22 protein-coding genes are annotated in these 25,082 nt (G+C 69.7%); 7 read left to right on the plus strand and 15 right to left on the minus strand.

Annotated features, from left to right (window positions below):
* Positions 1–280 precede the first annotated feature (280 nt).
* Together H5965_RS24105 and H5965_RS24110 are read left to right on the plus strand one after the other, a co-directional pair.
* Positions 281–661: a hypothetical protein gene (locus H5965_RS24105; RefSeq protein WP_310972493.1), complete on the plus strand. Its 381-nt coding sequence runs from the start codon at positions 281–283 to the stop codon at positions 659–661.
* A gap of 7 nt (positions 662–668) precedes the next feature.
* Positions 669–5,138 carry an ATP-binding protein gene (locus H5965_RS24110; protein WP_310972494.1) on the plus strand — a complete coding sequence of 1,490 codons (4,470 nt, stop codon included), beginning with the start codon at positions 669–671 and terminating at the stop codon, positions 5,136–5,138.
* A 395-nt stretch (positions 5,139–5,533) separates the two neighbouring features.
* Here the strand turns inward: H5965_RS24110 and H5965_RS24115 are convergent, their stop codons facing one another.
* The gene (locus H5965_RS24115) at positions 5,534–6,655 is read right to left on the minus strand and encodes a hypothetical protein (RefSeq protein ID WP_310972496.1); all 1,122 of its coding nucleotides are present in this window, start codon (positions 6,653–6,655) and stop codon (positions 5,534–5,536) included.
* A gap of 100 nt (positions 6,656–6,755) precedes the next feature.
* Positions 6,756–7,289, minus strand: coding sequence for a hypothetical protein (locus tag H5965_RS24120; protein ID WP_310972497.1), 534 nt, complete (start codon positions 7,287–7,289; stop codon positions 6,756–6,758).
* A gap of 71 nt (positions 7,290–7,360) precedes the next feature.
* Between H5965_RS24120 and H5965_RS24125 the strand changes: the two genes are divergently transcribed.
* Positions 7,361–7,786, plus strand: a complete 426-nt coding sequence (locus H5965_RS24125) for a MarR family transcriptional regulator (protein ID WP_310972499.1) — start codon at positions 7,361–7,363, stop codon at positions 7,784–7,786.
* A gap of 10 nt (positions 7,787–7,796) precedes the next feature.
* On the opposite strand, the gene H5965_RS24130 is transcribed toward H5965_RS24125, so the two are convergent.
* Positions 7,797–8,585 (minus strand): SDR family oxidoreductase, encoded by a 789-nt coding sequence (locus H5965_RS24130; RefSeq protein WP_310972501.1) that lies wholly within the window; start codon positions 8,583–8,585, stop codon positions 7,797–7,799.
* A 139-nt stretch (positions 8,586–8,724) separates the two neighbouring features.
* Between H5965_RS24130 and H5965_RS24135 the strand changes: the two genes are divergently transcribed.
* Together H5965_RS24135 and H5965_RS24140 are read left to right on the plus strand one after the other, a co-directional pair.
* Positions 8,725–9,087, plus strand: coding sequence for a YciI family protein (locus H5965_RS24135; RefSeq protein ID WP_310972502.1), 363 nt, complete (start codon positions 8,725–8,727; stop codon positions 9,085–9,087).
* Positions 9,087–10,301, plus strand: coding sequence for a sigma-70 family RNA polymerase sigma factor (locus H5965_RS24140; RefSeq protein WP_310972503.1), 1,215 nt, complete (start codon positions 9,087–9,089; stop codon positions 10,299–10,301). Before H5965_RS24135 ends, H5965_RS24140 begins: the two co-directional genes overlap by 1 nt.
* Before the next feature lie 5 nt (positions 10,302–10,306).
* Here H5965_RS24140 and H5965_RS24145 read toward each other — a convergent pair whose 3' ends face one another.
* The 5 genes from H5965_RS24145 to H5965_RS24165 form a co-directional block, all read right to left on the minus strand.
* A complete protein-coding gene (locus tag H5965_RS24145) occupies positions 10,307–11,110 on the minus strand; it encodes an LLM class flavin-dependent oxidoreductase (RefSeq protein ID WP_310972504.1) in 804 nt (267 codons plus the stop codon).
* A gap of 50 nt (positions 11,111–11,160) precedes the next feature.
* Positions 11,161–12,606 carry a family 43 glycosylhydrolase gene (locus H5965_RS24150; protein WP_310972505.1) on the minus strand — a complete coding sequence of 482 codons (1,446 nt, stop codon included), beginning with the start codon at positions 12,604–12,606 and terminating at the stop codon, positions 11,161–11,163.
* Between the two features lie 52 nt (positions 12,607–12,658).
* Positions 12,659–14,419, minus strand: coding sequence for a DUF1996 domain-containing protein (locus H5965_RS24155; protein ID WP_310972506.1), 1,761 nt, complete (start codon positions 14,417–14,419; stop codon positions 12,659–12,661).
* Positions 14,420–14,682: 263 nt separating this feature from the next.
* A complete protein-coding gene (locus H5965_RS24160; RefSeq protein ID WP_310972507.1) occupies positions 14,683–15,411 on the minus strand; it encodes a cupin domain-containing protein in 729 nt (242 codons plus the stop codon).
* A 17-nt stretch (positions 15,412–15,428) separates the two neighbouring features.
* Positions 15,429–15,986, minus strand: coding sequence for a TetR/AcrR family transcriptional regulator (locus H5965_RS24165; protein ID WP_310972508.1), 558 nt, complete (start codon positions 15,984–15,986; stop codon positions 15,429–15,431).
* Positions 15,987–16,081: 95 nt separating this feature from the next.
* Between H5965_RS24165 and H5965_RS24170 the strand changes: the two genes are divergently transcribed.
* Complete coding sequence (locus H5965_RS24170) at positions 16,082–16,450, plus strand: DoxX family protein (RefSeq protein ID WP_310972509.1); 369 nt, start codon at positions 16,082–16,084, stop codon at positions 16,448–16,450.
* 14 nt (positions 16,451–16,464) lie between these two features.
* Entirely contained in the window at positions 16,465–17,337 is an 873-nt protein-coding gene (locus tag H5965_RS24175; RefSeq protein ID WP_310972510.1) for an RNA polymerase sigma-70 factor, read from the plus strand.
* A 714-nt stretch (positions 17,338–18,051) separates the two neighbouring features.
* Here H5965_RS24175 and H5965_RS24180 read toward each other — a convergent pair.
* From H5965_RS24180 to H5965_RS24210, 7 genes are all read right to left on the minus strand, one after another.
* On the minus strand, positions 18,052–18,867 hold the full coding sequence (locus H5965_RS24180) for a hypothetical protein (protein WP_310972511.1): 816 nt from the start codon (positions 18,865–18,867) through the stop codon (positions 18,052–18,054).
* Positions 18,864–19,493, minus strand: coding sequence for a hypothetical protein (locus H5965_RS24185; RefSeq protein ID WP_310972512.1), 630 nt, complete (start codon positions 19,491–19,493; stop codon positions 18,864–18,866). Before H5965_RS24185 ends, H5965_RS24180 begins: the two co-directional genes overlap by 4 nt.
* Positions 19,494–19,513: 20 nt before the next feature.
* Positions 19,514–20,494 (minus strand): hypothetical protein, encoded by a 981-nt coding sequence (locus H5965_RS24190; protein WP_310972513.1) that lies wholly within the window; start codon positions 20,492–20,494, stop codon positions 19,514–19,516.
* A gap of 285 nt (positions 20,495–20,779) precedes the next feature.
* Positions 20,780–21,370 (minus strand): ATP/GTP-binding protein, encoded by a 591-nt coding sequence (locus H5965_RS24195; protein ID WP_310972514.1) that lies wholly within the window; start codon positions 21,368–21,370, stop codon positions 20,780–20,782.
* Positions 21,351–21,722 carry a DUF742 domain-containing protein gene (locus H5965_RS24200; protein ID WP_310972515.1) on the minus strand — a complete coding sequence of 124 codons (372 nt, stop codon included), beginning with the start codon at positions 21,720–21,722 and terminating at the stop codon, positions 21,351–21,353. The genes H5965_RS24195 and H5965_RS24200 overlap by 20 nt, the downstream gene beginning before the upstream one ends.
* Positions 21,719–22,144, minus strand: a complete 426-nt coding sequence (locus H5965_RS24205) for a roadblock/LC7 domain-containing protein (RefSeq protein WP_013228184.1) — start codon at positions 22,142–22,144, stop codon at positions 21,719–21,721. The genes H5965_RS24200 and H5965_RS24205 overlap by 4 nt, the downstream gene beginning before the upstream one ends.
* A gap of 54 nt (positions 22,145–22,198) precedes the next feature.
* The gene (locus tag H5965_RS24210; RefSeq protein ID WP_310972516.1) at positions 22,199–24,601 is read right to left on the minus strand and encodes an ATP-binding protein; all 2,403 of its coding nucleotides are present in this window, start codon (positions 24,599–24,601) and stop codon (positions 22,199–22,201) included.
* Between the last annotated feature and the right edge of the window lie 481 nt (positions 24,602–25,082).

The following is a 25,082-nucleotide window of genomic DNA, read 5'->3' on the forward strand; positions in this document are numbered from 1 at the left end:
CAGATCGACGGGCACTCGCCAGCGGAGCGTCGTCCCGTCGCACCTTCAACCCTGGAATCGTGGAGCGTGGGTGTGATCGGAAAATAGAAACAAACAAAGTGTCGGACGACGAAATCTTCTGTCGAGTCGTGCGCGTTTCCGGGTCTGACGTTGCAGCGATCAAAACCGATATTCGGCGCCCGTTGTCGGCGGTCCGTCACCTGTTCGGGCCAACCGTCGTTGACGGTCGCAGGCGAGTCGGGAAAGCTGGCTCGAAGCCATAGAAGGAAAGGGGGGTGGTGTGGACCCGGTTTCGATGATCGTCGCTGCGCTGGTCGGCGGAGCGTCCGAGGTGGCTGGTCAAGCCGTGAAGGACGCCTACCAAGGACTCAAGGCCTTGCTGACGCACAAGTTCGCGGGCCGGCCGACCGCGGAAGTGGCGCTGGCCGAGCACGAGAAACAGCCGGAGATCTGGCGGGAACCGCTGAAGGATCAGCTGACCGCGACCGCAGCCGACCAGGACGAGGCGATAGTCGACGCGGCCCGGAAGGTGCTGGAACTGGTGGAGTCGGCAACCGGCGGCGGAGGTAAGTACAACACCACCATCGGCGACAACGCGCAAGGTGTGATCGTCGGTGACAAGGCCAAGCAGAAGAACTACTTCGGACCTGCGCCGGAATAGCCATCCAGTGGCCAGACTGACTACGGACCTGCTCGCCGAAGTTGCCACAGCAGTCTACGCCAGGTTGGGGCCGGTCCCGGACGGCGCCGGCACGGATCGCTTGTCTTTCGAAGTCGCGCTGGCTCGTGCTGCCAACGCGTTCGCCCGCAACCATCCGCGGCTGGCACCCGCGCTGCTGGACCCGGAGTTTCTGACCGGTCAGGCCGTACCCGTGTTCGCGGACAGCCTGCGCCAGCACGCTACCCCGGACCCTGTCGCGCTCGCGGCGGCGTGGCCGGATGACGACGATCCCGGCCGAAAGGTCCGGGCGGCGGCCGACTTTCTCCGCTGGCTGGACGCCGAACTGCGGTCCGAGCCGGCACCGGGCGACCTGCCTGACGTCCTGGCGCAAGCCCAGAAGTACGACGTCACGATCGAGCGCGCGCAAGGCATCGCCATCGGCGACAACGCGAGGGTCCACAACGTCTTCAACACCTACTTCGACAGCGACTACGCCACCCTGGCGGAGTACTACCTGCCGCCGGAGGAAGTGTTCGAACGCGTCCAGGTGTCGGAGTTCGTGGGCCGGGCGAACCTGCTCGCGGATCTCGACGAATTCCTCGACACAGCAGACCGTGGCGTCTGGTTGCTGGTCGGCGAGGCGGGAGTGGGCAAGTCGACGTTCCTCGCCCACCTGGTCAGTGAGCGAGGGTATCTGCATTTCTTCGCCGAACAGGCGCCGGGCGCAACGAATGTGAATCGCGCTGTTCATTCGTTGGCGGCCCAGCTGATCAGCCGATTCCGGATCGCCCCGTACGCCCAGCGGGACACCGTCCCCGGCCTGCTGGCCGCCTATCCGGACTTCCTGCGCAGGCTGCTGTCGGCCGCCGCGGCCGAGCTGGTGCACGGAGAACGCCTGGTCATTGTGCTTGATGCGCTGGACGAAGCCGGCGAAGTCCCCGGTCAGAACGTCCTCGGCCTGCCCCGTCACCTGCCCCAAGGTGTCTACCTGGTGCTGTCGCAGCGGGACGAGAACGTCCCGCTGGTCATCGAGCCGGCGCCCCGGCGTGTCGACCTGCGTGCCCATGACGCCGCCAACCAGGACGACATGGTCGTATACCTGCGTCGGCAGAGTCGTGTACCGGCCATCGCCCAGCAACTGCGTGCCCGCAACTACACCACGGACGAGTTCATCCGGGTGCTGCTCGAGAACAGCGCCGGCAACTGGATCTACCTGCACTACGTGCTCCAGGAAATCATCGATGGCCAACGTGCCCCGCTCGACCTGGACGCACTGCCGGACGACCTGGCGACCTACTACATCGCCAACTGGGCGCGCTGGCGGGATACCCCGGAATGGGACACCATCTACGCGCCTCTGCTCGTGACGCTGGGAGCAGCCTTCGAGCCGCTTCCCCTGTCGACGCTGAAGCAGTGGTCGGGTGTGGACGCCGGCGACTACTTGCTGCGTCGTGTCCTACGGGACAAGTGGGGTGCGTTCGTCTACGAGGTCGCGGGTAGCGAGCGCCGATATCGCCTGTACCACGCAAGCCTGAACGACTTCCTGGCCGGCGAGCTCGTGCCGGACAAGTACTCTCCCTACGCCGAGAACCTCCTTACCGAACTGGCGGAGCGGACAGTTCAGGCTCACACGGACGTGGTGGCGGAGCTGAGATCGCGATGTGGCGGGAATTGGCCGGATCTTGCGAGCAACGACTATGCTCGCCGCTTCCTCACCGCGCACCTACGCCTCTCGGGCGATCTGGACGCCCTGTTCGAACTCGTGCAGAGCGTCGCGTGGTACGAGATGCAGATGTCAGCCGATTCCAGCGGCATCGCCTTCATCAACGACGTGGATCAAGCGTGGATCGCGGCAGAGTCGCACAACCACTCCGCCCTCGCCGACGGTCACCCGGCTCCTCTGGTCGCCGACGAGATTCGATGCGCCTTGGCAGCCGCGCGCACCGGCGACATATCGGCCAACATCCCGGTTTCCCTGTTGGTCGCTCTGGTCGCCGGTGGTTCTTGGTCTCCCGCGCAAGCTCTCGCGGCAGCGAATCTGCAGCCGGACGATACTCAGCGCCGCCAGTCGCTCGCGGAACTCGTGACTTGCTTCGGGGAGTGCGGCTTCTTCTCCGACGCTCTCGAAACGGTCACCTTGATCGACGACGTGTCGGAGCAAGCTCGTTTGCTGGCCGAAATCACGCCCCATCTGCCGCCGACGTCAATGCGCCAAGCTCTGGCCACCGCATTGCGCATACCCAACGGAGCCTACATCGCGAGAGCTCTCGAGGCGCTTGCCCCGCGGTTGTCTTCGCCACTTCTTCACGAAGCCAGAGAACGCGCCGCGCTCATCGATGAGCCCCTCGACCGGCAGTGGGCGCTTGGCGCGCTGCTCCCCCTCTTGCCGGAGAGCGAGCAGGCCGACGCGTGGCTGGAAGTGCTGACCGCGGTTCGGCAGATAGCAGGGCCGTCCACCCGGTGCCGGATGTTCGCCGCGATGGCGGCCCATCTGGATGAGGCACGAAAGGCCGCGGAATTGTCGGACCTTCTCGCCATGACCGGGAACGTAGCCGATCCGCATGAGCAGGCGTCCTGCTGGCTGGCTCTGCTGCCGATGCTGCCCGAACCGGAGCGCATGGCGGTGCGCGACAACGTCATCCTGCTCACCGAACGGATCCAGGAGGCCCGCGAACGAATCAGCACGGCGCTGGCGGCCATCGCGGAAATGGCCGACGACCGGCGTGCGCCCGTTCTCGCCGACCTCGTCGACCTCGTCGAGGCGGAGGCCGACGGCTCGGAACGACGTGACCTGCTGAACACCCTTGCCCATTACACCGGGTGGTACCACATCGAACTGCCGCTTTCCCTGCGGGTACGGGTTTTCCGTGCGGCAGCGAGTATCTCGGATAACTCCCACCGGCTGGAAGCATTCGGTGACGTGCTCGATGCGGGACTCGCTCCACCGCTCGACGAGCCCATCCTGTGGGACCTCGTCCGGTCCGTGGTAGAGGAGATGAGCGCGGAATTCTATGTCGTATTCGAAGCCATCAAACTGCTTCAGCGGCTTGCCCCGCTGATGTCGGAGGCGATGTATGCGGAGTTGCTTTCCAGCGCCAAGTCCATCGCCTCACCATACAATCGCCGAGAGGTACTTGACGCGGTCAGCGCTCATGTGCCCCCGTCAGTCCACCACATCTGGCGGGAACTGACCCGTTCCGAGGAGCAGGACCAGCCCGCCACGCCGCCGGAGCCTGATGACGCTTCCACGCCAGTGGAACGTCATCCCGTCTCACCCACCGACATGTTGACCGCCATCTGGAGCACCCAAGCCGACGACGGGTACCACCTGGCCGCGGTACGTGCCGTCGCACCCCACGCGCCATCGGAGATGCTGCCGAGGATCATCGACACAGCGATGCGTCTGCAGAATCCCGGCCTTCGCGCCCGGGCCTTGGCGTCCCTGGCCGGCCGCCACCTCCCCGAGGAGGTCACCCGTCAGGCGCTGTCGCTGGCTTCCTGCGTCGGCGGGGACTACTACAGGGCGAGCGTATTGGTGTCCCTGGTTCCAGTCCTGCCTCCGGATTCGCTGGCGGACGCCGTCACTGTCGCAACGGCAATCGAGCATCCCTACAACCGCGTCCGCTCCCTGACCCACCTGGCTCGCCGTCTTGCCGGCCCTCTCCGGCATGAGCTGATCGAACACTGCGTGTCGTTCGTGATGACCAGCAGGTATCTCCTGCAGCGAGCCGAAGTGCTGGCTTTGCTTGCTCCGAGCCTCGACGATCGGCATCGACGGGATCTGTGCGAGCATGTATTGGCGGCCATCGACTCGACAGATGAACGCCGTTCCCGGCCGGACGCGCTCGGTTACCTCCTCCCGTTGCTCCCCGACTCCCTGATGCCTCGGGTATCGGCGATCGCCACGGCCACCTCCGACGTCGAGGAACGCATCCGGATGGTCGCGGTGCTGGCCGACCGGCTCCCAGCGGTTGAACGCGAAGACCGGCTCGCCGACGCGCTGGCCGAGGTGCTGGCAACGGCAGACGCGTTCCGCCGCGTGCAAAATTTCACCGCGATCCTGCCTCACCTGCCGGAACGGCTGAAAACATCAGACCATCTCGAGATGATCTTTGCCGACGCTCAGGAGCTGGCCACCGCCGGCATTTTCCTCGAAGGCATCAACCTGGCGGAGATCGTGCCTCACGTGGACTGGTCTTACCAGCTGCAACTGCTCCCCGAGGCACTTGCCGACGTCGCTCGGCTGGCAAAGCTCGACACCGAACGCGAGCGCGGGTTCCACCGCCTCTTGCCCATCATGACAACGCTGCCGCCTGCTGACCTGTATCCGCTGTGGAACAACACCCTCCTCGTCTGCGCACGTGGCTCGGCTGCGAGCCTGGTGCAAGACATCAGCTCACTGTGGCCGGTGCTCAGTTTGCTCGGCGGTCAAGACGCTCCGGCAGCGGTTGCACAGGTCATCCTTGACAATCTCTGACCTTTTCGCGTCTACGGCCAAGGGTGGTTCAGGTTCCCGCAGGCGATCGGAGTAACCGCCGTCGAAGTCGGTAGGGGTGGGATTCTCCGGGGCTGCGCATCGCTGGTGGCAAATCGCTTTTCTGGCCGGGGTGCTCTTCTTCGGCTTGGCCGCGTTCGGCGGTGCGGCCTGGTTGTCTACGCGCGAGGGACCGGCGGCGCGCCCTCTGGCCGACGACCACGGGCTCTGGCTGCCGGCGGCGACCGAGCGTGACAGTCAGGGGATGGTCGACTGTCCGCGCGGTGCTGGGGGGACGAGCGACCCCCGGACGCCGGCCGGGCCGAAGCGGCGAACTGACGCTGACGACCGCGAGGCGAGCCAGGGCGGGCCGTCCGGGAACGGCCCGCCCCGTGAACTCAGCCGTGCGCCGCGGTGGCCGGCGGCATCAGTTTCGGGTACTCCTTCTGGAACTTCTCGATCATCGTGGCGGACGGGATGATCCGGTTCGGGTTCGCCTGGCTCGTCGCCTGCTTCTCGCCCCAGGCGCCCGCGGCCTTGCGCTGGTCCGGGGTGCCGTGGCTGTGGTAGCAGTCGCCGATGGAGGCGTCCAGGTAGGTGACCTCCTGCTGGGTGCGGGCGTTCCACGCGAAGCCCTTGGCGTGCGCGACGAAGTAGCCGCCGTAGGCGTCGGGGCCCATCTCGGACGACTCGTTGCGCGGGTAGTTCTCGTGGGCGAAGTCGACCTGGTGGCCGTACTCGTGCCCGACCACGGACTCCACCGAGACGTCGTCGAACCCGAGGACGTCGACGGTGTCGAGCAGGCCGTCGCCGAGCGCGACGCGCTTGCCGCCGAGGCTGCCGGCCGGAGCGGAGAACGCGTTCAGGGTGAGCAGCGGGTTGCGGCCGCCCTGCATCGCCGGGACTTCGTAGAGCACCTTGGTGGCGAGCGCGGCGGCGGTCTTCACCTTCGTCGGCGCGAGACCGAGGCCGAAGGTCTGCGCCATCTTCGCCTGGCTGCCCAGATCGGTGCCCTTCCAGGCGACGAGCTGGATGTTCCAGCTCTCGATGTCCCAGAAGCCACGCAGTTTGTCGATCGTGGCCGTGGCCCGCGGCGTGTACTGACCGTCGGTGCCGAAGACCTGCGGGGTCTTGTCGGACGCGACGCCTTGGACGTAGAGCTGGCTCAGCCCGGACAGCGCGTCGAGCGCCTTGCCTTCGACCGGGGTGAGCTGGGCCGCGAGCTTGTTCGCGTACGTCAGCAGCGAACCCGCGGTGCAGCCCGGGATCGGGCCGTCCGCGGCCTGGCTCTGCGGGCCGATCCGCGGAATGGGTGACTCGATGAGCCGGTCGACCCCGCGCAGCGCGTCCGCGGGCAGGCCGTTGTAGAGATCGATGACGTATTGGTAGAGCTGTGCGACGTCCTGCTCGACGCCGGTCGGTTCGGCCGCGGCGGCCGGAACGGCCGTGGCGAGCGCCAGAGCGGCCGCGGTGCCCGCCGCCGCGAGTGTCCTGCCGAGAAATCTTGTCCGTTCGGGCAAAGCCGGTTCCCCTCTTTCCGTTTCAAGATCACCAAGCACCGCCACAGTAGGGCGGTGTTTGGCGGCGAAACCGGCGCCGGATCAAGAACCCCGGAATGGCTCACGTCTTTCGAAGGGTTCCGGGGCTGCGGACCTCGGCCGAAAGTACTAGACGCCCGGTTTCGAAGACCTGGCGCACGACGCCGATCCACCACACGAACGTCAGCGCGATGACCGTCGGATTCTTCAGGAACAGCAGAACGGCCAAATAGGTCTGGCGGGCGGACTCGGGCAGCAGTTTCGCCAGGACGTCTTCGGCCAGGACCTCGAAGACCAGGAAGGCCGCGCCCAGGAACGCGCCCTGCCACAACAAGCTGCGCCAGTGGTTCCGCGCGAACGTCCGGCCGGCGCTCAGCCGGAGGGTCCGGCCGCGCACGGCGATCCGCCAGATCGCGACGACCAGCGCGACCCGGGCGGCCAGCACGACGACCTCGGAGGCGAGGGCGACGCCGTGGGGGATCCGCGCGGTCCAGTTGACGACGATCAGGCGCTGGATCGACGCGACCGACGACAGCCCGAGGATCAGCCCGGGGTGCTCGGTGTAGCACCGCCAGGTCCATCTCGGGACCTCGAGCGCCAGCTTCAGTTCACTCATGCCGTAACTCCTTCATTGGGTGAATAATTTAGTTCAGTGTACTGAAATATCGAGCGAGGTAAAGTGACGGTATGGAAGGTCGGGACGCCGGACGTGAGCTGAGCACCGCGGTGGTGGCGTTCCACGAGGCGGTGGGAGCGAGCCTGGGCGTGACCGCGGTCGATCAGCGCGCCCTGGCGCTGATCGCGGGCGCCGGGTCGCTGTCGGCGGGCGAGCTGGCCACGGAGATCGGCTTGACCCCGGGCGCGGTGACGGGCGTGGTCGACCGCCTCGAGCGCGCGGGCTTGGCCCGCCGGGCCCCGGACCCGGCCGATCGCCGCCGCCTCGTGATCACGGCGGTGCCCGGAGCGTTCGGCCGGGTGTTCGCCGGTCTCGACGCGGCGATGGCGAAGCTGATGGCCGGTTATTCGCCGGACGAGCAGGCGATGATCGCGGACTGGGTCACGAACACGGTCGGCATCCTGCGTGAACAGACCCGCCTGCTGGCGAAGCGGTAGCCGGCGCCGGTCACCTCACCCAGCGGCGGAACCCACCTTCGGCGTTGATGACCTGGCCGGTGATCCACGCGCTGTCGTCCGAGGCCAGCCAGCGGACCACGCGGGCCACCTCGGCCGGGGTGCCCCACCGTCCGGCCGGCAGGGCGCGGCCGACGCGTTCGGTGAGGTCCGGGCTCGCCCATCCGGTGTCGACCGGGCCGGGGTTGAGCGCGTTGACCGTGATCCCGCGATCGATCAGCGCGTCGGACAGGCTGAGCGTCATCTGGTGGATCGCGCCCTTGCTGATCGCGTACGGCAGTTCCTGGCTCATCGGGGCCAGGTGCTGACCGGAGGTGAACAGGATGATCCGGCCGCCCGGGCGCTGGTCGTCGTGGGCGGCGGCGAACGCCTGGGCCAGCAGCACGCTCGCGCGGGCGTTCACCGCCCAGGTCAGGTCCAGCTCGGCGGCCGTCACCTCGGCGAGGCTTTGCTCCGAGCTCCGGGCGTGGTTGGCGACCACCACGTCGAGCGCGCCGAACGCATCCACCGCGGCGGCCACCACCTGCCCGGGCGCCTGCGGGTCCGCGAAATCGGCGGCGACGTGCCGCAGCCGGTCGCCTTCGCCGCCCAGGAGCTCCACGATTCCGGCGTCGCCCGCGGGATCGGGGCCCCACGGCTGTTCCGCGTCGTGCGGGGACCAGGCCTGCACGAGTACCGAGGCCCCGGCCGCCAGGAGTTGCTCGGCCACGGCGAAGCCGATCCCGGCCCGGCGGCTGACGCCGGTCACCACCGCGACCCGGCCCTCGAGCGACGCACTCACGCCGTGCACCTTATCCACACGAGACGCCGCAGCCGGTCGGCGTGGAAAACTTCCTCCGGACCCGTGTCGATCCGCGAGCCGCCCGTTCGACCTGAAGGCGCACGGGCCCCGAAGCGGCCCGCCGGACGAGGAGGCTCAAATGGCGAAGTACCTGCTGATCATGCGGGGCACCGACGCGTCGAACGCGGCCATGATGGCGAACATCGACGAGATGATGGCCACCAGCCGTCAGTTCATCGAGGACCTGTTCAAGGCCGGTGTCTACGTGGCCGCCGAAGGGCTCGACGATCCCGCCAAGGGCGTGGTCGTCGACTTCAGCGGGGACACGCCCGTGGTCACGGACGGGCCCTACGGCGAAACCAAGGAACTCTTCGGGGGTTTCTTCCTGATCGACGTCGCCTCCAAGGAAGAGGCCGTCGAGTGGGCGACGCGGGTGCCCGCCGCGCCCGGGGCGAAGGTCGAGGTGCGGCGGGTGCCCGGCAGCGACGAGACCCCGAACTGATGGGCACCCCCGACGTCGAAGCCGTCTGGCGGATCGAGTCGGCGCGGATCGTGGCCGCGCTGACCCGGTTCACCGGGGATTTCGGGCTGGCCGAGGACGCCGCCCAGGAAGCGGTGGCCGAGGCGCTCGTCTCGTGGCCGCGCACGCCGCCCGCCGATCCGGCCGGCTGGCTGATGGCCACCGCGCGGCGGCGAGCGATCGACACCATCCGCCGCCGGGTAGCCTTGCGGGACAAGTACGCCGAGCTGGCGGCCGGCGAGGTCGTCCACGAAGAGATCGATCCGGACCGGATCGACGACGACGTGCTCGCCCTGATGTTCGTCAGCTGCCACCCGGTGCTCTCGCCCGAGGCCCGCGTCGCCCTGACGCTGCGGGTCGTCGCCGGCCTGTCCAGCCAGGAGATCGCCCGGGCGTTCCTGGTCTCCGTGCCGACCGTGCAGGCCCGCATCACCCGCGGCAAGAAGACGATCGCCGCGGCCGGGGTGCCGTTCGAGCTGCCGCCGCCCGCCGAACGCCGGGACCGGCTGGGCGGCGTGCTCAGCGTCCTCTACGTCATCTTCACCGAGGGAGCCACGGCCACGTCGGGCACCCAGCTCGTCCGGCCCGACGTGGCGTACGAGGCGATCCGGCTGGCCCGGACGCTCGCCGCGCTGCTGCCGGACGAGCCGGAGGTGCACGGCCTGCTCGCGCTGTTCGAGCTGACCGCCGCGCGCTTCCCGGCCCGGACCACCCCGGACGGCTCGCCGGTCCTGCTCGAGGACCAGGACCGGCGGCGGTGGGACGTCTCGGCGATCCACCGCGGGCTGGCCGCGCTGGCCAAGGCCTCCGCGGGCGGCCTCGGGCCGTACGGCCTGCAGGCCGCGATCGCCGCCACGCACGCGGCGGCGCCCTCGGTCGAGGCGACCGACTGGGACAAGATCGTGGTGCTCTACGAGGCACTGGCCCGGGTCGCGCCCTCGCCGATCGTCGAGCTCAACCGGGCGGTGGCCATCGCCATGTCCTCGGGGCCCGCGGAGGCGCTGGCGATCGTGGACGACCTCGTCGTCTCCGACCGGCTCTCCGGTTCGCACCTCGTCCCGACCGTGCGCGGCGAGCTGCTGACCCGCCTCGGCCGTCGCCCGGAGGCGCGCGCCGAGCTGGAGCTCGCGGCGCGGTTGTGCGCCAACGAGCGGGAACGTTCGGTCCTGCTGCGGAAGGTGGCCGAGCTGGACTGAGCGCCTCAGGTGCGGGGGCCCTCGCGCAGCACGCCCCGGACGTGGTCGGCGGACAGCGATTCGGGGTCGAAGCCGGTCAAGATCCACGTCGCGCCCGCTGCCGCGTACGGAGACGTGTCCTCACCGGGCTCGACCTCCGCGACGTAATCGAACGGCCCGTGTCCCTCGCGCAACGCCTCGACCTGGGCCACGGCTTCGGCGAAGCGGTCGGCGGAGCCGAGGTTCACCGGGAAGTAGCCGTCGAGGCGCGCGGCCCGGCGCATCGGGCGGAGCTTGCCGGGGAAACCCGCCGCCCAGACCGGGATCCGGCGCACCGGCGTGGGCAGGAACCGGATGCCGTCCACCGTGTAGTGCTCGCCGTGGTGCCGTACGACGTCGCCGGACCAGGCGGCGGCGAGGATCTCCAGTGCTTCGTCGAGCATGCGCGCCCGCACCCGGTCGTCGCACTCCTCGCCGGTGCGGGAGAACTCCTCGCCGAACCGGTCGCCGCCGAGGCCGACGCCGAGGGTGAGCCGGCCGCCGCCGAGGCGGTCGAGGGTGGCGGTCTCGCGGGCGAGCTTGGCGGGGCGGCGGCGGGTGATCGCGCTGACCATCGGCCCGAAGCGCAGCTCCGACGTCGTGGCGGCGATCGCGGCCAGGGTGATCCACGGATCGGCCACCGCGGTCACCGGCTCGCGCCAGCGGAGGTGGTCCCACACGAAGAGACCGTGCCAGCCGGCCTCCTCGGCTTCGGCGGCGAGGCGGGCGACGAGCGCCGGGTCGGCCAGGGCGTCGAAGAGCGGGAGCCAAAGCGCGTGCTGTGGGGTCATGCCGGTAACGCTACGGACCGGTTCCCATCGGGAAAAGCAATGAAAACTGCTCAACTCGATAAGGGTTGCCGATGTTCGGTCGTGTAGCGGAACCCGCGCAGGGTCACGGTTCCGCCGAGGACGCGCACGCCGATCATGCGGCCGGTGAAGCCGGCCGCGACCTCGGTGGAGAGGTACCGGCCGTCGAAGGAGCCCAGGACTTCCGCCCGGCCGCCGGCGTCCAGGACGGCGAGCTCGACGAGGTCCGGCTCGGTGATCTCCCGGAACGGGCCCGAAACCGGCGGCTCGAGCGCGCGGATCCGCAGGGACACCACGGAACCGGCCGCGACGGAGGTGACGGTCTGGACCGCCGGACCGATCGCCACCGTCGCCGTCACCGTGGTGCCGTCCGCTGTGAGGCCGTACCAGTGGCGGTCGTCGATGCGGACGACGAAGGCCGCCGTGCCGCGGGAAACGTCGAGGTCCGCCACCGCGGTCCAGTACTCGTCCAGGGCCCGGGTCAGCAAGAATCCACTGAGGACCAGTCCGTCCGGACCGGCCTGGTGCACGACGGGACTCGCGCCCGGAGCCACCCAGCGCGGGTGCAGCTCGGCGAAGCCGTCCGTGAAGCTGTTGTCCGCCGGGGCAACCGTGAACCGGGTTTCGTCGACGACGGGCCAGCCGTCCACCCAGTCCACCCCGGCCAGGAACGTCTCGCGGCCGTTGACGTGGAACTGCGGTGTCTTGCCGCGCGGCCGGACGCCCAGGTAGACCATCGCCCAGCTGCCGTCGGCGCACTCGACCAGGTCGGCGTGCCCCGTGTTCTGCACCGGGTGCGTGGTGCTGCGGTGGGTCAGGATCGGGTTCGCCGGCCCGGGCTCGTACGGGCCCTCCAGCGTGCGGGCGCGCGCGATGGTGACGGCGTGGCCGCGTTCGGTGCCGCCTTCGGCGAGCAGCAGGTACCACCAGCCGTCGACCCGGTACAGGTGCGGGCCCTCCGGTGCGGCGAGGCCGGTGCCGTTCCACAGGAGCCGCGGCTCGGCGAGCATCGCTCCGGTTCCGACGTCGATCGGGACGCTCGCGATGCCCGGCAGGTCCGGCCGGAACGAGGCCCACGTGAGGTGGCAGCCGCCGTCGTCGTCCCAGCAGAGGTCCGGGTCGATGCCGGTGGTGCCGGGCACGTGGACCGGGTCCGACCAGGGGCCGGCCGGGTCCTCCGCCGTCACGATCAGGTGGCCGCGGCCGTCGAGGACGTTCGTGGTGACCAGGTGGAACCGGCCGTCGTGGTGGCGCAGGGTCGGCGCGTAGATCCCCGTGTTCGCGGCGCCGTCGGACGGCGGCAGCTGGCTCGGCCGGGTCAGTGCGTGCCCGACGAGCTCCCAGGAGACGAGGTCCGTGCTGCGCCGGATCGGGACGCCCGGCACGTACTCGAAGCTCGAATTCGCCAGGTAGTACCGGTCGCCGACCCGGCAGATCGACGGGTCGGGGTGGAATCCCGGAACGATCGGGACCGTCATCGGTGGCTCCTCACGGGTGCCCGCCGCCGTCCGCGGCGGGCACCCGCGCGGGTCAGGCGGTGCAGGTCTTGTTGCGGTTGATGCAGTTGACGACCTGGTTCATGATGCTCTGCGACATCACGTTCGCGAAGTCGTCGTGGTCGGACAACGGGTTGTGCTCCTCGGACGGGAACGAGTCCACTTTGTACTGCTTCTTGACCTGGACGTCGTGCGGGATGTCGTAGACCAGCGTGATCCGCAGCTCCGGCACCGCCTTGAACCCGGCGGCGCAACGCCCGGCCGCGTCCGGGAACACGATGTGCGTGCGGTGGTTGGCGCTGTCGGTGTTCTTGCCGTCCCAGCAGCTCGGGAAGTCGTGGATCCGCTCGACCTTGCTGCCCTGCGGGCAGATCGGGTACTTGTCGGTCAGCCGGTTTTCGAAGCCGGTGCAGGTCCACGCGGCCCGGGTGTTCTTCGTGCCGTTGATGGACGGCTTGGCGTCACCGGACAGCGCGCGCAGGAACTTCGGCATCGCGACGACCTTGCCGGCCGCGCTGCCGCGGAAGGTGATGCCGACCTTCGCCGGGCGCTGGATCTGGCCGTCGTTGTCCGGCAGCTCGTTGTTGGCGTCCGGGCCGGGCAGCGGCGGTGTCGCCGTTGCGCCACCGTTGTTGCCGCCCTGGCCGAGCGTGCAGGGGGCGAGCGCGTCGAGGCCCTGCGGCTTGGCCGCGGTGCGGCCGATCGCGATGGCCATGCGGTCGATGGTGGCGACGCGCTTGTCCTTGAGCGGGCCGAGGATGGCGTTCTGGACGAAGTTGGGGCCGCCCTGGCCCTGGGTGCTGACCAGGCGCTGGTTCGCCTCCTGGAGCTGGGTGTTCAGCAGCTGCAGGTTGCGGTCCACTTCGGCCTTGGCCGACGCCGGGACGGCGGGGAGCTTGCTCGCGACGTCCGGGCAGGTGATCTGCTGCGCCGCGCCGCCGGGGGCGCCGCCGCCGTTGCTCGCGGGGTTGCCGCCGGTGCCCGCCTGCTCCTTCAGCGTGCAGGGGGCGAGCGCGTCGAGGCCCTGCGGCTTGGCCGCGGTGCGGCCGATCGCGATCGCGATGCGGTCGATGGTGGCGACGCGCTTGTCCTTGAGCGGGCCGAGGATGGCGTTCTGGACGAAGTTGGGGCCGCCCTGGCCGCGTGTGCTGACCAGCCGCCTGTTGGCCTCGTCGATCTGCGTGTCCAGCAGGTCGAGATTGCGGTTGACCTCGGCCATCGCCGAGTCGGGGACGTCGGGCAGCCGGCTGGCGACGTCCGGGCAGGTGATCGCCGGGGAAGCGGCGTCCTGGGCGGCCTGGTCGCGGTCGCCGTCCGCGGGCTTCGCGGGCGGGTTCTTTTCTTCGTCCTCGGTGTCGATACGGACAACCGGCCAGAAATAGGCCGATTTGTCGCCGTTTTTGCACGTGGTACCGGCGGCTTCGAGGCTCTTGTTGTTCGAGTCCGCGTTCGACGAGAGGTTGCCGACGTAGTCGTGCAGGTGCTGGGCCCCGTTGCGGACCCCGGGCTGCGCGACGAAGTTGTCCGGGTTGAAGTGCTGGTTCTCGTTGCGGCCGCAGTCCACGGTGAAGGTGCCGGTGGACGCCCCGCGCGCCTTCGCGGGCTCCCGGTTGTTCGGCGGGACCTTGAGGATGTCGATGTAGAGCGACGGGTCGGCCGGGTCGGCGCTGGCCTGGCCGGGGGTGCCGAACGTCGTCGACACCGCGATGCCGCCGGCGGCGACGGCCAGCGCGAGGACACCGGTGGCGATCTTGGTGCGTCGGGAGATGCGGTGCTTTCCCGCGTTTCCGGGCATGAAGGGACTCCGATGGGTTCAAAGGGGAGAGAATCCACTGGCCCGACACCAGTGGCACGGTTCTCTGTTAGCGATAACAATGTCCACCTTGTGAAGAGCCAACCGATTCTTTCCGGGGACTCAACCGGGGGCGGGCACGGCGTAATCGTGACCCGCGGGCGCCCCGTTGTCCAGTGCTTTGTCGCGTGAGGAAAGAGTTCGGAAATGTGGTGAACCGCGGTGAACCGGGAGCCGTGTACCCAGGTGAGGCGTGGAGTGCGAGGTCAGCTGTCCAGCATGGTCAGGCTCGGTGTCTCGCCTGGTCCGACCGGGAAGTAGGCGAGGAAGGTGACGCCGTCGCCCTGGGGGTCGAACCGGGCGATCCACGCCGATTCGGGCTCGTGGAAGACGTCGCCGGGGGTCAGCACGGTTTCCGGCTCGCCCTCGATCTGGAAAACGGCGGACCCCGTTTCGATGCTGCCGAACACCGGTCCGTTGTGGACGTGGAGGCCGAGGTGCTCGCCCGGGGCGATGGTGATCCGGCGGATTTCGACGTGATCGATGACGCGCGGTGCCGGGAGCTGCTGGTCCAGCAGGAGCGTGCGGGTGAAGGCCGGGACGGTGGCGGGCTCGCCCTCGCCCGCCGGCTCGCCGATCTCGGTGGGGGTGCCGTCGGCGGGCAGTTCCTCGATCGCCAGGTGCGTCAGCGGCGTCGTGTCGGTGGCGCCGTGCCAGTGCCACTCCCCGGCGGCGACGCGGACCGTGTCGCCCGGCCGGATCAGCCGGGCCGGGCCGCCGCGGCGCTGGACGTAGCCGGTCCCGTCGGTGACGACCAGGACCTGGCCGAGCGGGTGCCGGTGCCAGTGCGTGCGAGCGCCGGGGGCGAACTGAACGCGGTCGACCCGGGTGCGGGACGGGCCTTCGGGGACGGCGAGCGAGGTGATCCACGCGCTGCCGGTGACCGCGTCGGCGGGGGCGGGGGTGCCGGCGGCCGGAACGTGACGGACGTCCACTTCGGTCCTCCTGGGGGTCAGTGGGCGGCGAGCAGGGCGAGCACGCCGGAAACGGCCTGGTCGAACGGTTCGGGGGAGCCGGCGGCGCGGGCGAGCACGTACCCGCCCTGCAGGACGGCGACGATCGTGGCGGCCAGCGCGGCGGTGTCCAGTGACGCGGGCAGTTCGCCGGAGTCGCGGCCCTCGTCGAGGACCTCGGCCAGCCGGGCGCGCACCAGCGTGAGGGTCTCGTCGACCGGCGCCCGCAGATCCGGGTCGGCGACGATGTCCGGGTCCTGCGTGAGCCGGCCGATGGGGCAGCCCTTGAGCACCTCGCGCTCGCGCCGCAGGTAGGCGGTGATGCGCTCGACGGCGGTGCCGGGCGTGCGCAGCTGCGCGTCGGCGGCGGCCAGCAGTTCCTCGGCACTGCGCCGCACGGCGGCCAGCGCGAGCTCCTTCTTGCCGGCGAAGTGGTGGTACATGCTGCCCTGGCCGGCGCCGGCGCGCTGCTGGATGGCCTTGGGGCTGGTGCCGACGTAGCCGCGTTCCCACAGCAGCTCGCGGGCGCTGTCGACGAGCTGGTCCCGGGTTCCCATGGGCCCCGACTGTACATACTAGTAGGTACAGAAGCAACGCTGTCACAAACTCCCGCTGGGCGGTGTCTTGAGGCCGATCAGGAATGGAGAACGTCATGGACCTAGCACTGGGGATCGCCGCCGGTCTGCTCGCCGTCGTGGGCTTGACCGGAGGCGTCACCAAAGTGTTCGTAGCCAAGGAGAAACTGGCGGGCATCCGTGGCGGCGAATGGACCGCCGGCGCCGCTCCCGGGTTCGTCAAGAGTCTCGGAGTGCTCGAGCTGCTCGCCGCGCTCGGCCTGGTCCTGCCCGCGGTGACCGGGATCGCGCCGGTGCTGGTGCCGATGACCGCCGCCTGCTGGGTCCTGCTGATGGTGGGTGCGATGATCACCCACGTCCGGCACGGCAGTGCCGGCTTCGTCGTGGTGAACCTGGCCTACCTGGCCGTCGCGGCGTTCGTCGCCTGGGGCCGGTTCCCGGGATGAGGGGAGCAGACGTGATGACCGAGGCCTTCGTCGCCCACCGGAACCTGCTGTTCACCGTCGCCTACGAGATGCTCGGCTCGGCGGCCGACGCGGAGGACGTTCTTCAGGAGACGTGGCTGCGCTGGGCCGAGGTCGACCTCGCCGAGGTGCGTGACGAGCGCGCGTACCTGGTCCGCATCACGACCCGGCTGGCGCTCAACCGCCTGCGCACGATGCAGCGCCGCAAGGAGGCGTACGTCGGGCCGTGGCTGCCGGAGCCGCTGCTGACGACGCCGGACGTGGCAGAGGACGTCGAGCTCGCGGAAAGCGTGTCGATGGCGTTGATGCTGGTGTTGGAGACGCTGGCGCCGACCGAGCGCGCGGTGTTCGTGCTGCGCGAGGTGTTCGACGTGGGCTACGACGAAATCGCCGAGGCGGTGGGGAAGAGCCCGGCGGCGGTCCGGCAGATCGCGCACCGCGCGCGCCGCCACGTGGACGCGCGCCGCCCGCGCGAGGTGGTGTCGGCACGCGAGACGAGGGCGGTGCTGGAGTCGTTTCAGCGGGCGATCGAGGGCCGAGACCTGCAGGGGCTGCTCGATCTCCTCGCGCCGAACGTGGTCCTGCTGAGCGACGGCGGCGGCGTGAAGCAGGCGGCCCTGCGCCCGGTTTCGGGCGCGGGCAAGGTGGGCCGCTTCATCATCGGAGGTATCGGCAAGACGGAGATCGAACTGACCGGCCTCCCGGTAACGGTGAACGGGAACCCGGCCCTGGCCATGCACGTGGACGGCGCGTTCGACGGAATCATGGCGATCCGCGTGGAGGGCGGCCGGATCAGCGGGCTTTATTTCGTGAGGAACCCGGAGAAGCTGACCCGGGTGGCCGCCGAGACACCGTTGACCCTGCGGTGACGGGAGCGCCGGCTGTTCACAAGGAGGGAGCTGGGTGGTCATCCCGTCGCCTGAGGCCGTGAAAATCGCTTTGAGCCGGGCCCGCAACCCACCGCGCAGAGCGGGCCGACGACGCAAGCTTGCGGGCCCGGCTCAAAGTGATAGGCCTCGATTCAGGCGACGGGATGGCCACCCCGCGGCCCACCTCCCCAGGGTGGGCTGACAGCGGTAGTCGGTGGTCATCCCGGAGCCTGCCTGTCCGGCGAGGACGCTTTTCTTTTCTGCCGTGGTTTGGGCGGGTCCGACCTCCCCCGCCCCTCCGGTGGGAGTGTCAGTCGTCGCCCGGGTGTGTCAAGGCGGGAAAGCGTGCCTTGACACACCCGGTCGCCGACTGAAGGGATGGCTGGGATGAGGGGCGGGGGAGGTCTGGTGACGTCGTTGGCCGGGTTGCGCTCCCGGCCGCCGGTCCGCGTGTGGTTATGCCGTGGCCGGCTCGCGCTCCCGGCCGCCACTCCGCAGCGCCCCAGCCCGGCTCGCGCCCCCGGCCGGCGGTTCGCGTGTGGTTATGCCCTGGCTGCCTTGCGCTCCCGGCCGCCGGTTGGCAAGTGGCCTAGGACGGCACCCGCGCGCCCGGCCGCCGGTTCGCACGTGGCCCGTGGACAACCGCCGGCCGACGCAGCGGAGGGCGCCGAACTTGTCGGTGCCCTCCGCTGGCGTGGAAATCGCGGCCCCTGCTCAGGCCAGCCGCTTGTCCCAGTCGGTGAAAGCGTCCACCAGATCCGCCGGCGCGCCGGAATCCCGCAGGCGCTCGGCTTCCGCCTCGATGTAGTACCGGTACAGCGGCACCAGCCCCGCCGCCAGTTCCGGCTCCACCTCGGCCGGCTCCAGTGGGTGACCCGCGCGGACCTTGCGGGCCAAGCTCACCAGCGATGCCGCCGGGGCGTCCGGCTGGCGCAGGTACCAGTCGATCGCTTCGTCGTTGTTCGCCGCCCGGCCGGTCGGGGTTGTTCCCGAATACAGGAACCTGACCGGGAACAGCACCGCCTTCGTGAACCACACCTTGTCCACCAGCAGCCGCTTCGGCGACCGGAACTCGGCCGTCACCTCGTCCGTCGCCAGCACCGCGATCGCGAAGCGCGCGCTCTCCAGCAGCAGCTCCGACGCCTCCGGGCGGGCCACCTCCGCGCGGACGTCCTCGCCCACCAGCACCCGGCCGTCGTCGGCCAGCTGCAAGCGGTCCAGTGCCGGGAAGCGGCCGTCGTCGCGGCCTTCGCGCAACGCCGGCAACGATGCCCAGAACACCGAAAGCTTGCGGTGCAACGGGCTTCGCTGCTGCAGCTTCTCTGTTGTGCTCTGGACCGAAGCGGGGTCGCCGGCGTCGGTGAGGACCAGAGCCAGGTCGATGTCGCTTGCGGCCGCGGAATAGCCACCGTAGGCCAGGCTTCCCAGCAGGTACGCGCCGATCAGGCGCTCTCCCAACGCTTCCTGGTAGGCCTGAGCGGCTTCGACGGCGATTTCGCGGGCCGCGTCGGCCGGTTCGGTGGTCGTCATGCGGCCACCGTATCGCGGACGGCGCACTCCGCGATGCGGTCGGAAACCACGCCGATCACCTGCCACGCCCGGTCCAGCACGGTGATCGCCGCCTCCGGGGTCCAGTCCGCGCGCCGGCGCAGGACTTCGTAGCCCATCTCGAGGTGCTCGACGTCCGCTTCGTCGTGCAGCTCGAAGTATTCGTCGTCGGGGAACGCCTTCGTGCCCGCCTGGCTGAACACCAGGCTGCCCGCCTCGAGGGCCAGGTGCGCCAGGACGGCGCGCTGCACGCCGGGCAGGATCGCGAACTGGTCGACGAACCAGGACGCGCCCATCTCGATGACCGGGTCCCAGACCAGTTCCCGGTCGTCCGCGCGGCTGCGGGCCAGGATCTTGTCGTGGCCGACCTCTTCGGCCTGGTGCTCGCACGCGAGCGCGCGCAGCTCCGGGTCGCTCTCGAAGGTCACCCGGGCGCTGATCATCCGCTGGAAGGCGTTCGACCACGGCTGCAGGTACGTGAGCACCGCCTTCTTCGTCTCCGCCGTGGTGCTCTCGTCGGTCAGCAGCCGGATCAGGGCCGACCCCTCGTACTCCCGCTGCCGCTGTTCGTTGTGGCGGGCGACCCGCTCGACGTCCTGCTCGGTCACGATCTGCTCCTTCTGCTGGGCTATCCGAGATCGACGGGCGAAAGGGGGGAGGGGGGCGGCCGGTCGAAGACCGGGAACCGGAAGTACGTGGTCACGTCGCCGTGCCGGCCCGCGGCGCGGAAGCTCACCAGTTCCAGCACCCGTGCTCCGGGGCCACTCAACGGCCCGGGGGCGAGCGCGGCGGCGAGCGTGCGGAACGGGCCGGGGTCGACGCCTTGGTCGTGCAGCAGCTCGGCCGTGCGCTCCACGGCTTCGCCGTCGTCCGGCGTGAGTGCGGGCAGCCGCAGGTACGTCGTGGACTCGGCGGCACGGTCCACGCCGGACCGGAACGCCAGGCAGCTCAACGCCGCCTCGCCGGCGTTGCCGTCCTGGCCGGCCAGCGTCCGGTAAGCGGCGCGGGCCTGGGCGGAGTCGTGGTGCAGGGCCACCGCGGCGACGCGCTCGACCTCGGCGAGGCCGGCGTCGTGGTTGCGGTAGTAGATCTTCACGCGGGCTTGCGCTTCGTCGGTCAGGTCGACGGCGAAGAACTCGATTTCGCGGTTGCCTTCGACAGTTTCGACACGACGTCGGGTGTCGGCCCAGGCCTCGCCGAGGCCGAGCCGCGCCATCGCCTCGGCCACCGCGGCCTCGCGCTGGGCGTGCGGCCACGAATACAGCCCGAAGTACGTCTTGTGCACCACTCCGGACGGGGGCCGCCAGGCGATCGAATGCCACAGCGGCGCCGGCGACGGCCGGCCCGCGCGCGGGGTGAACGTCTCGTGGACGTGGTCGAGGCGGCGGGTGCGGAAAACGCTGTCACCAGGCCAAACCACGTCGTGGCCGAGGCTGTCGAACAGCACTCGCAGCTCCGGCCGCGCACCGGACCAGTTGACCGACATCTCGGCCGGGAACCCGTCGTCCGCCACATAGGACGGCGGGTCGGGAGCCGGCCCGATCCGCTCGTGCGCCCACGGCGGCAGCAGCGCCCGCAGCATCCGGGTGGTCCGGACGGACTGCTCCAAGGGGACGTCCAGCGCTTCGCACGCGGTGGACCACAGCCCACCCAGAAAGTCACCGAAGAGACGACCCTGAGCCGGATAGTTTTCCCTTATATATTCAGGAAACTCCGGCACGCGACTCGTCACGAGCGGATGCTATCAGTTGGATGCTTGCTCAACTAAAAGTCTGCACCCGGGTGGTCCAGTCAATTGCGCCATGTGGGTACGCCGGTGCCCGCCGCGGCCACGGAGGGCCACAACGGACACCGGCGCTGTCCAGTCAGGACAAAACCGGACAACGCGCAGGTCTCAGACCCGCGCGGGCACCACGGTCATCGCGTGCTTGACGAGCCGGATCAGCGCGAGCTTGCTGGAGTCACGGTCGCGTGCGTCACACATGACGATCGGCACACGATCCGGGACCACCAGCGCCTCACGGATCTCGTCGGCGGTGTAGCGCGGCGCGTTGTCGAAGCAGTTCACCGCGACGACGAACGGGATCTTCCGGCGCTCGAAGAAGTCGATCGCGGCGAAGCTGGTCTCCAGCCGCCGGGTGTCGACCAGCACCACCGTCCCGATCGCCCCGCGGGCCAGGTCGTCCCACATGAACCAGAAGCGCGCCTGGCCCGGCGTTCCGAACAGGTACAGCACGTGCCGCGGCGAGATGGTGATCCGGCCGAAGTCGAGCGCGACCGTCGTGGTCGTCTTGCGCTCGACGCCGGACAGGTCGTCGACGCCGGCGCTCGCCTCGGTGAGCACCTCTTCGGTGGTCAGCGGCGGGATCTCGCTGACCGAACCGACCATCGTGGTCTTCCCGGCACCGAAACCGCCGGCGATGATGATCTTGACCGGGGTGGGGACCAGCTCGGCCCCGGTGCCGTCAGTACTTGATGAGGCCATCGAGAACCGCCTGGAGTGTTTCGAGGTCCGGCGACTGTGCCGGGTTATGGGTGGGCGAGCGCGTGATGACGAGGCCGCGTTCGATCAGGTCGCCGACGAGCACCCGCACGACCCCCAGCGGGATCTTGACGTAGACGGCGATCTCGGCGACCGACACCGGGTGGCGGCACAGCTGCACGATCGCCACGTGCTCCGGGCCCAGCCCGGTCGGCTCCTGCTCCGAGCGCAGGGTCATCACCTGCGTGGACAGGTCCAGCCGCGCGGTGCCGGCCGGCGTCCGGCCGCTCGTGATCGTGTAGGGCCGGACCAGCGGCCCGGCGGCTTCGTCGTACCAGCCGTCTTCGGCACTCATGTGGCCTCCCGCAGCACCGACGCCGCTTCTCGCGGCGCGGACGCCATGTAGTCGCCGACGCGCTTGACGAGCCGGCTCATCTCGTAGGCGATCATCTCGACGTCGACGTTGTCCGCGGCCAGCACGGCGAGGCACGCCCCCTGGCCCGCCGCGGAGACGAACAGGTAACCGCGCTCCATTTCGATCATGTTCTGCAGCACCGGGCCGCGGTTGAACTGCTTGCTCACCCCCTTGGCGAGGCTCTGCAGGCTGGAGGCGATGGCCGAAAGCTGGTCCGAGTCGTCCTTGCTCATCCCGGCCGACTTGCCGATCAGCAGCCCGTCGGCGGACAGCACGATGGCGTTCTGCGCGCCGACCACGCGGTTCACCATATCGTCGAGCAGCCAGTTGAGATCGGGTTTGGGGCTCCCGTACTCGTTCATTCGACTTCAGACCCTGACTTTCCTGTGTGGACTTGACGTGTGTGTGGCCGGGGATTACGAGTCGTCGTCCGGTCCGCCGCGCCCGCGGCGGGTGCCCTTGTGGAACGCCGCGAGCGTGCGCGCGGTGCCTTCGCCCGGCGCCACGACTTCGTCCTCGCTGTCGTCGGGTTCGTTCTCGAGCTGGGCGACGAGGTTCTGCTGCGGCTCCCGCCGGGGCAGCCGGGGCCGGTCGTCGGTCGGCTTCACGTCTGTCGCCGGGGTGATCGGCGCCGGCTCCGGCGCCGCCGCCGGCACGGAGGGCAGCGGGTCGGGCGGGGTGAGGGCGCGTGCCGGGTACGGCCTCGGCTTGGTGTCTCGCTTCATCGGGATCTGGCCGCTGAACGAGCTGGGCGTGTCCATCGTGCGGAGCGGGCTTTCTGCTGCCTGCGGTGCCGGGGCGCCCACCGGCGCGAGGACCGCGGTGGTCTCGGCCGGCGAGGATTCCACGGCCGCGGCCGGGTCCCCGTCCTCGCCGGCCAGGTGCTGGGTGGGGATCAGGACGGTGGCGCGCAGGCCGCCGTAGCGGGACGGGTCGAAGGTGACGGTGATCCCGAGCCGGGCCGCCAGGCGCGCGACCACGAAGAGGCCGAGGCTGGAGTCGGCCCGCAGCGCCATCGCGTCGAACTCGGGGGCTTCGGCCATCATCGCGTTCGCCCACTCGCGGACGCCGTCCTTCATGCCGAGCCCCTGGTCCGAGACGTCGACGACGACGCCGCGCGCGACCATCCGGCTGGTCACCTCGACCGGCGAGCCGGGTGGCGAGAACGACGTCGCGTTGTCGACCAGCTCGGCGACGAGGTGGATCGTGTCGGCCACCGCGGCCCCGACGATCGCGACGTCGGGCACCTGCTCGACCTGGACCCGCGCGTACTGCTCGGTTTCCGAGACGGCCGCGCGCAGGACCTCCATCAGCGGCACCGGCTTGCGCCAGCGGCGGCCGGGCTGCTTGCCGCCGAGGATGATCAGGTTCTCGGTGGTGCGGCGGGCGCGGGCGGCGAGGTGGTCGAGCTGGAACAGCGACGCCAGCTGCGTCGAGTCGTCCTCGCGCGCTTCCATCTCGTCGAGGATCTGCAGCTGCTGGTGGACCAGGACCTGGTTGCGGTGCGCGATGCCGAGGAACACGTTGTGCACACCGCTGCGGGCCTTGGCCTCGCTCGCCGCGGCGTTGACGGCGGTCAGCTGGGCGACGTTGAACGCCTCGGCCACCTGCCCGATCTCGTCGCGGCCGTGGTCGAGCCGGGGGAGTTCTTCCTTCAGGTCGACGGGTTCGCCGCTCTTCAGCCGCTCCACGATGTCCGGCAGCCGGTTGCGGGCGAGGTCGAGGGAGTCGTTGCGCAGCCGCGCGAGACGGGTCATCAGGGCGCGGTCGACGAGCGAGCGGGACACCCGCACCGCGACGATGATCGCCGCCAGCGAGGCGAGCAGGGCGACGATGGAGCCGATGATGACGTTGCGCAGCTGGGCGTCACCGGCGTCGATCGCGGCCGCGGAAACCTTGTCCGCCTGGGTGATCGCGAGGTCGTTCAGGCCCTGGGCGACCTGGTTCGTCGCGTTCTGCCAGTCCGTTTCGGACACCGGCACGGAGTTCTGCTCGCCCGCCGACCACGGGCCGTGCTTGACGAGCGCTTCTTCGGCCGTCGCCAGCTGGCGCCAGGCCGTGCTGGTGGTCAGCGCCTGGTACTTCTGGCGGACGCCCGGGTCGAGGAACGGCGCCACCTGTTCCAGCTGTGTCCGGTAGAGCCCCGACAGCTGGGCGAACTGGGCGAAGTCGCCGGGCGCGAACGTCCCGGCGGAGTAGGCCGTCGAGACCAGCGACGTCTCGCGCGACATCATGTCGCCGGCGCGGAACACCGAGGTCGCCGTGATGCCGCCGGTCGCGGCCTCGGCGTCGGGGACGACCCGGGCCTGGGTGTCGAAGAGGTTGGACGCGGTGTCCATCACGCCGTTGTAGTAGGCGTTGACCTGACCGCGGTCGATGCTGCGGAAGCTGATCTGCGAGCGCAGCACGGGCAGCTGGTCGAACTGGGCCTTCAGGGCGTTCACCTTGGACGCGATCTCGTCCGGCGCGTTGGAGATCGTCGCGGCGAACGCGTCCTTCAGCGCGACGAGCTTTTCGTCGGTGGCCTTCTGCTGCTGCTGGAGCCGGGCCGGGCCGAGCGCGGGGTCGTCCAGGTACTGCAGCGCCGTCTGGCGTTCCTTCTGGAACTCGGCCAGCGCGGTGGCGGCGGGGATGGAGACCTCACGCACGGAGGCCGCGACCAACCGGACGTAAACGCCGTTGAAGAGGAAGTAGGACGAGACCGCGATCCACAGCACCAGCAGCGTCACGCTGGGAATGAGAACGGTCCTGGTCAGCCTTTTGCGGATCGACTTGTCGTACGGCTTGTCCGACTCGTCCCGGGGGTCTTTGTTCAGCACGGCGGTTCACGAACTCCTGAGTGACGGTCGGCGAGGAATGGGGACCCGGACGAGGAAGCGGACACGACGATGGGATACAGCTGCCGCCGTCACCTCGTCTTCGCCTCACCCTCCGTGTTGCCGCGGAATCGATCAGGGTCCGTTTTTTACCACGAACCCCTGACACCCGGTCGGTGCGACCCGGCTTGCGGACACTCGTCCGGCTGGTGGCGAACGGTGTTTACTGTCTGCTCCGGAGCGATTACCGGCATTTCCTCTGGTTATGGCGCTGCGAGCTAATTCGGGCTCTCGATCACTGGGCCGAACGGGTGAAACTGAATTCCGCCGGTTCGCCGTCTGCGGTGCTTCGCGGCCGAGGAAGAAAGGGAACGGGAGGTGCCTGGAAGTGCCCGCCGGGGCGCCGTCCGCACCGTCGGGCGCAGGCGAGCGCGACGCTGCGTAGCTTTACATCTGATCAGTGCTTGTCAAGCTACCTCGACAT

The organism is Amycolatopsis sp. 505 (assembly GCF_031625235.1).
Taxonomy (GTDB): domain Bacteria; phylum Actinomycetota; class Actinomycetes; order Mycobacteriales; family Pseudonocardiaceae; genus Amycolatopsis.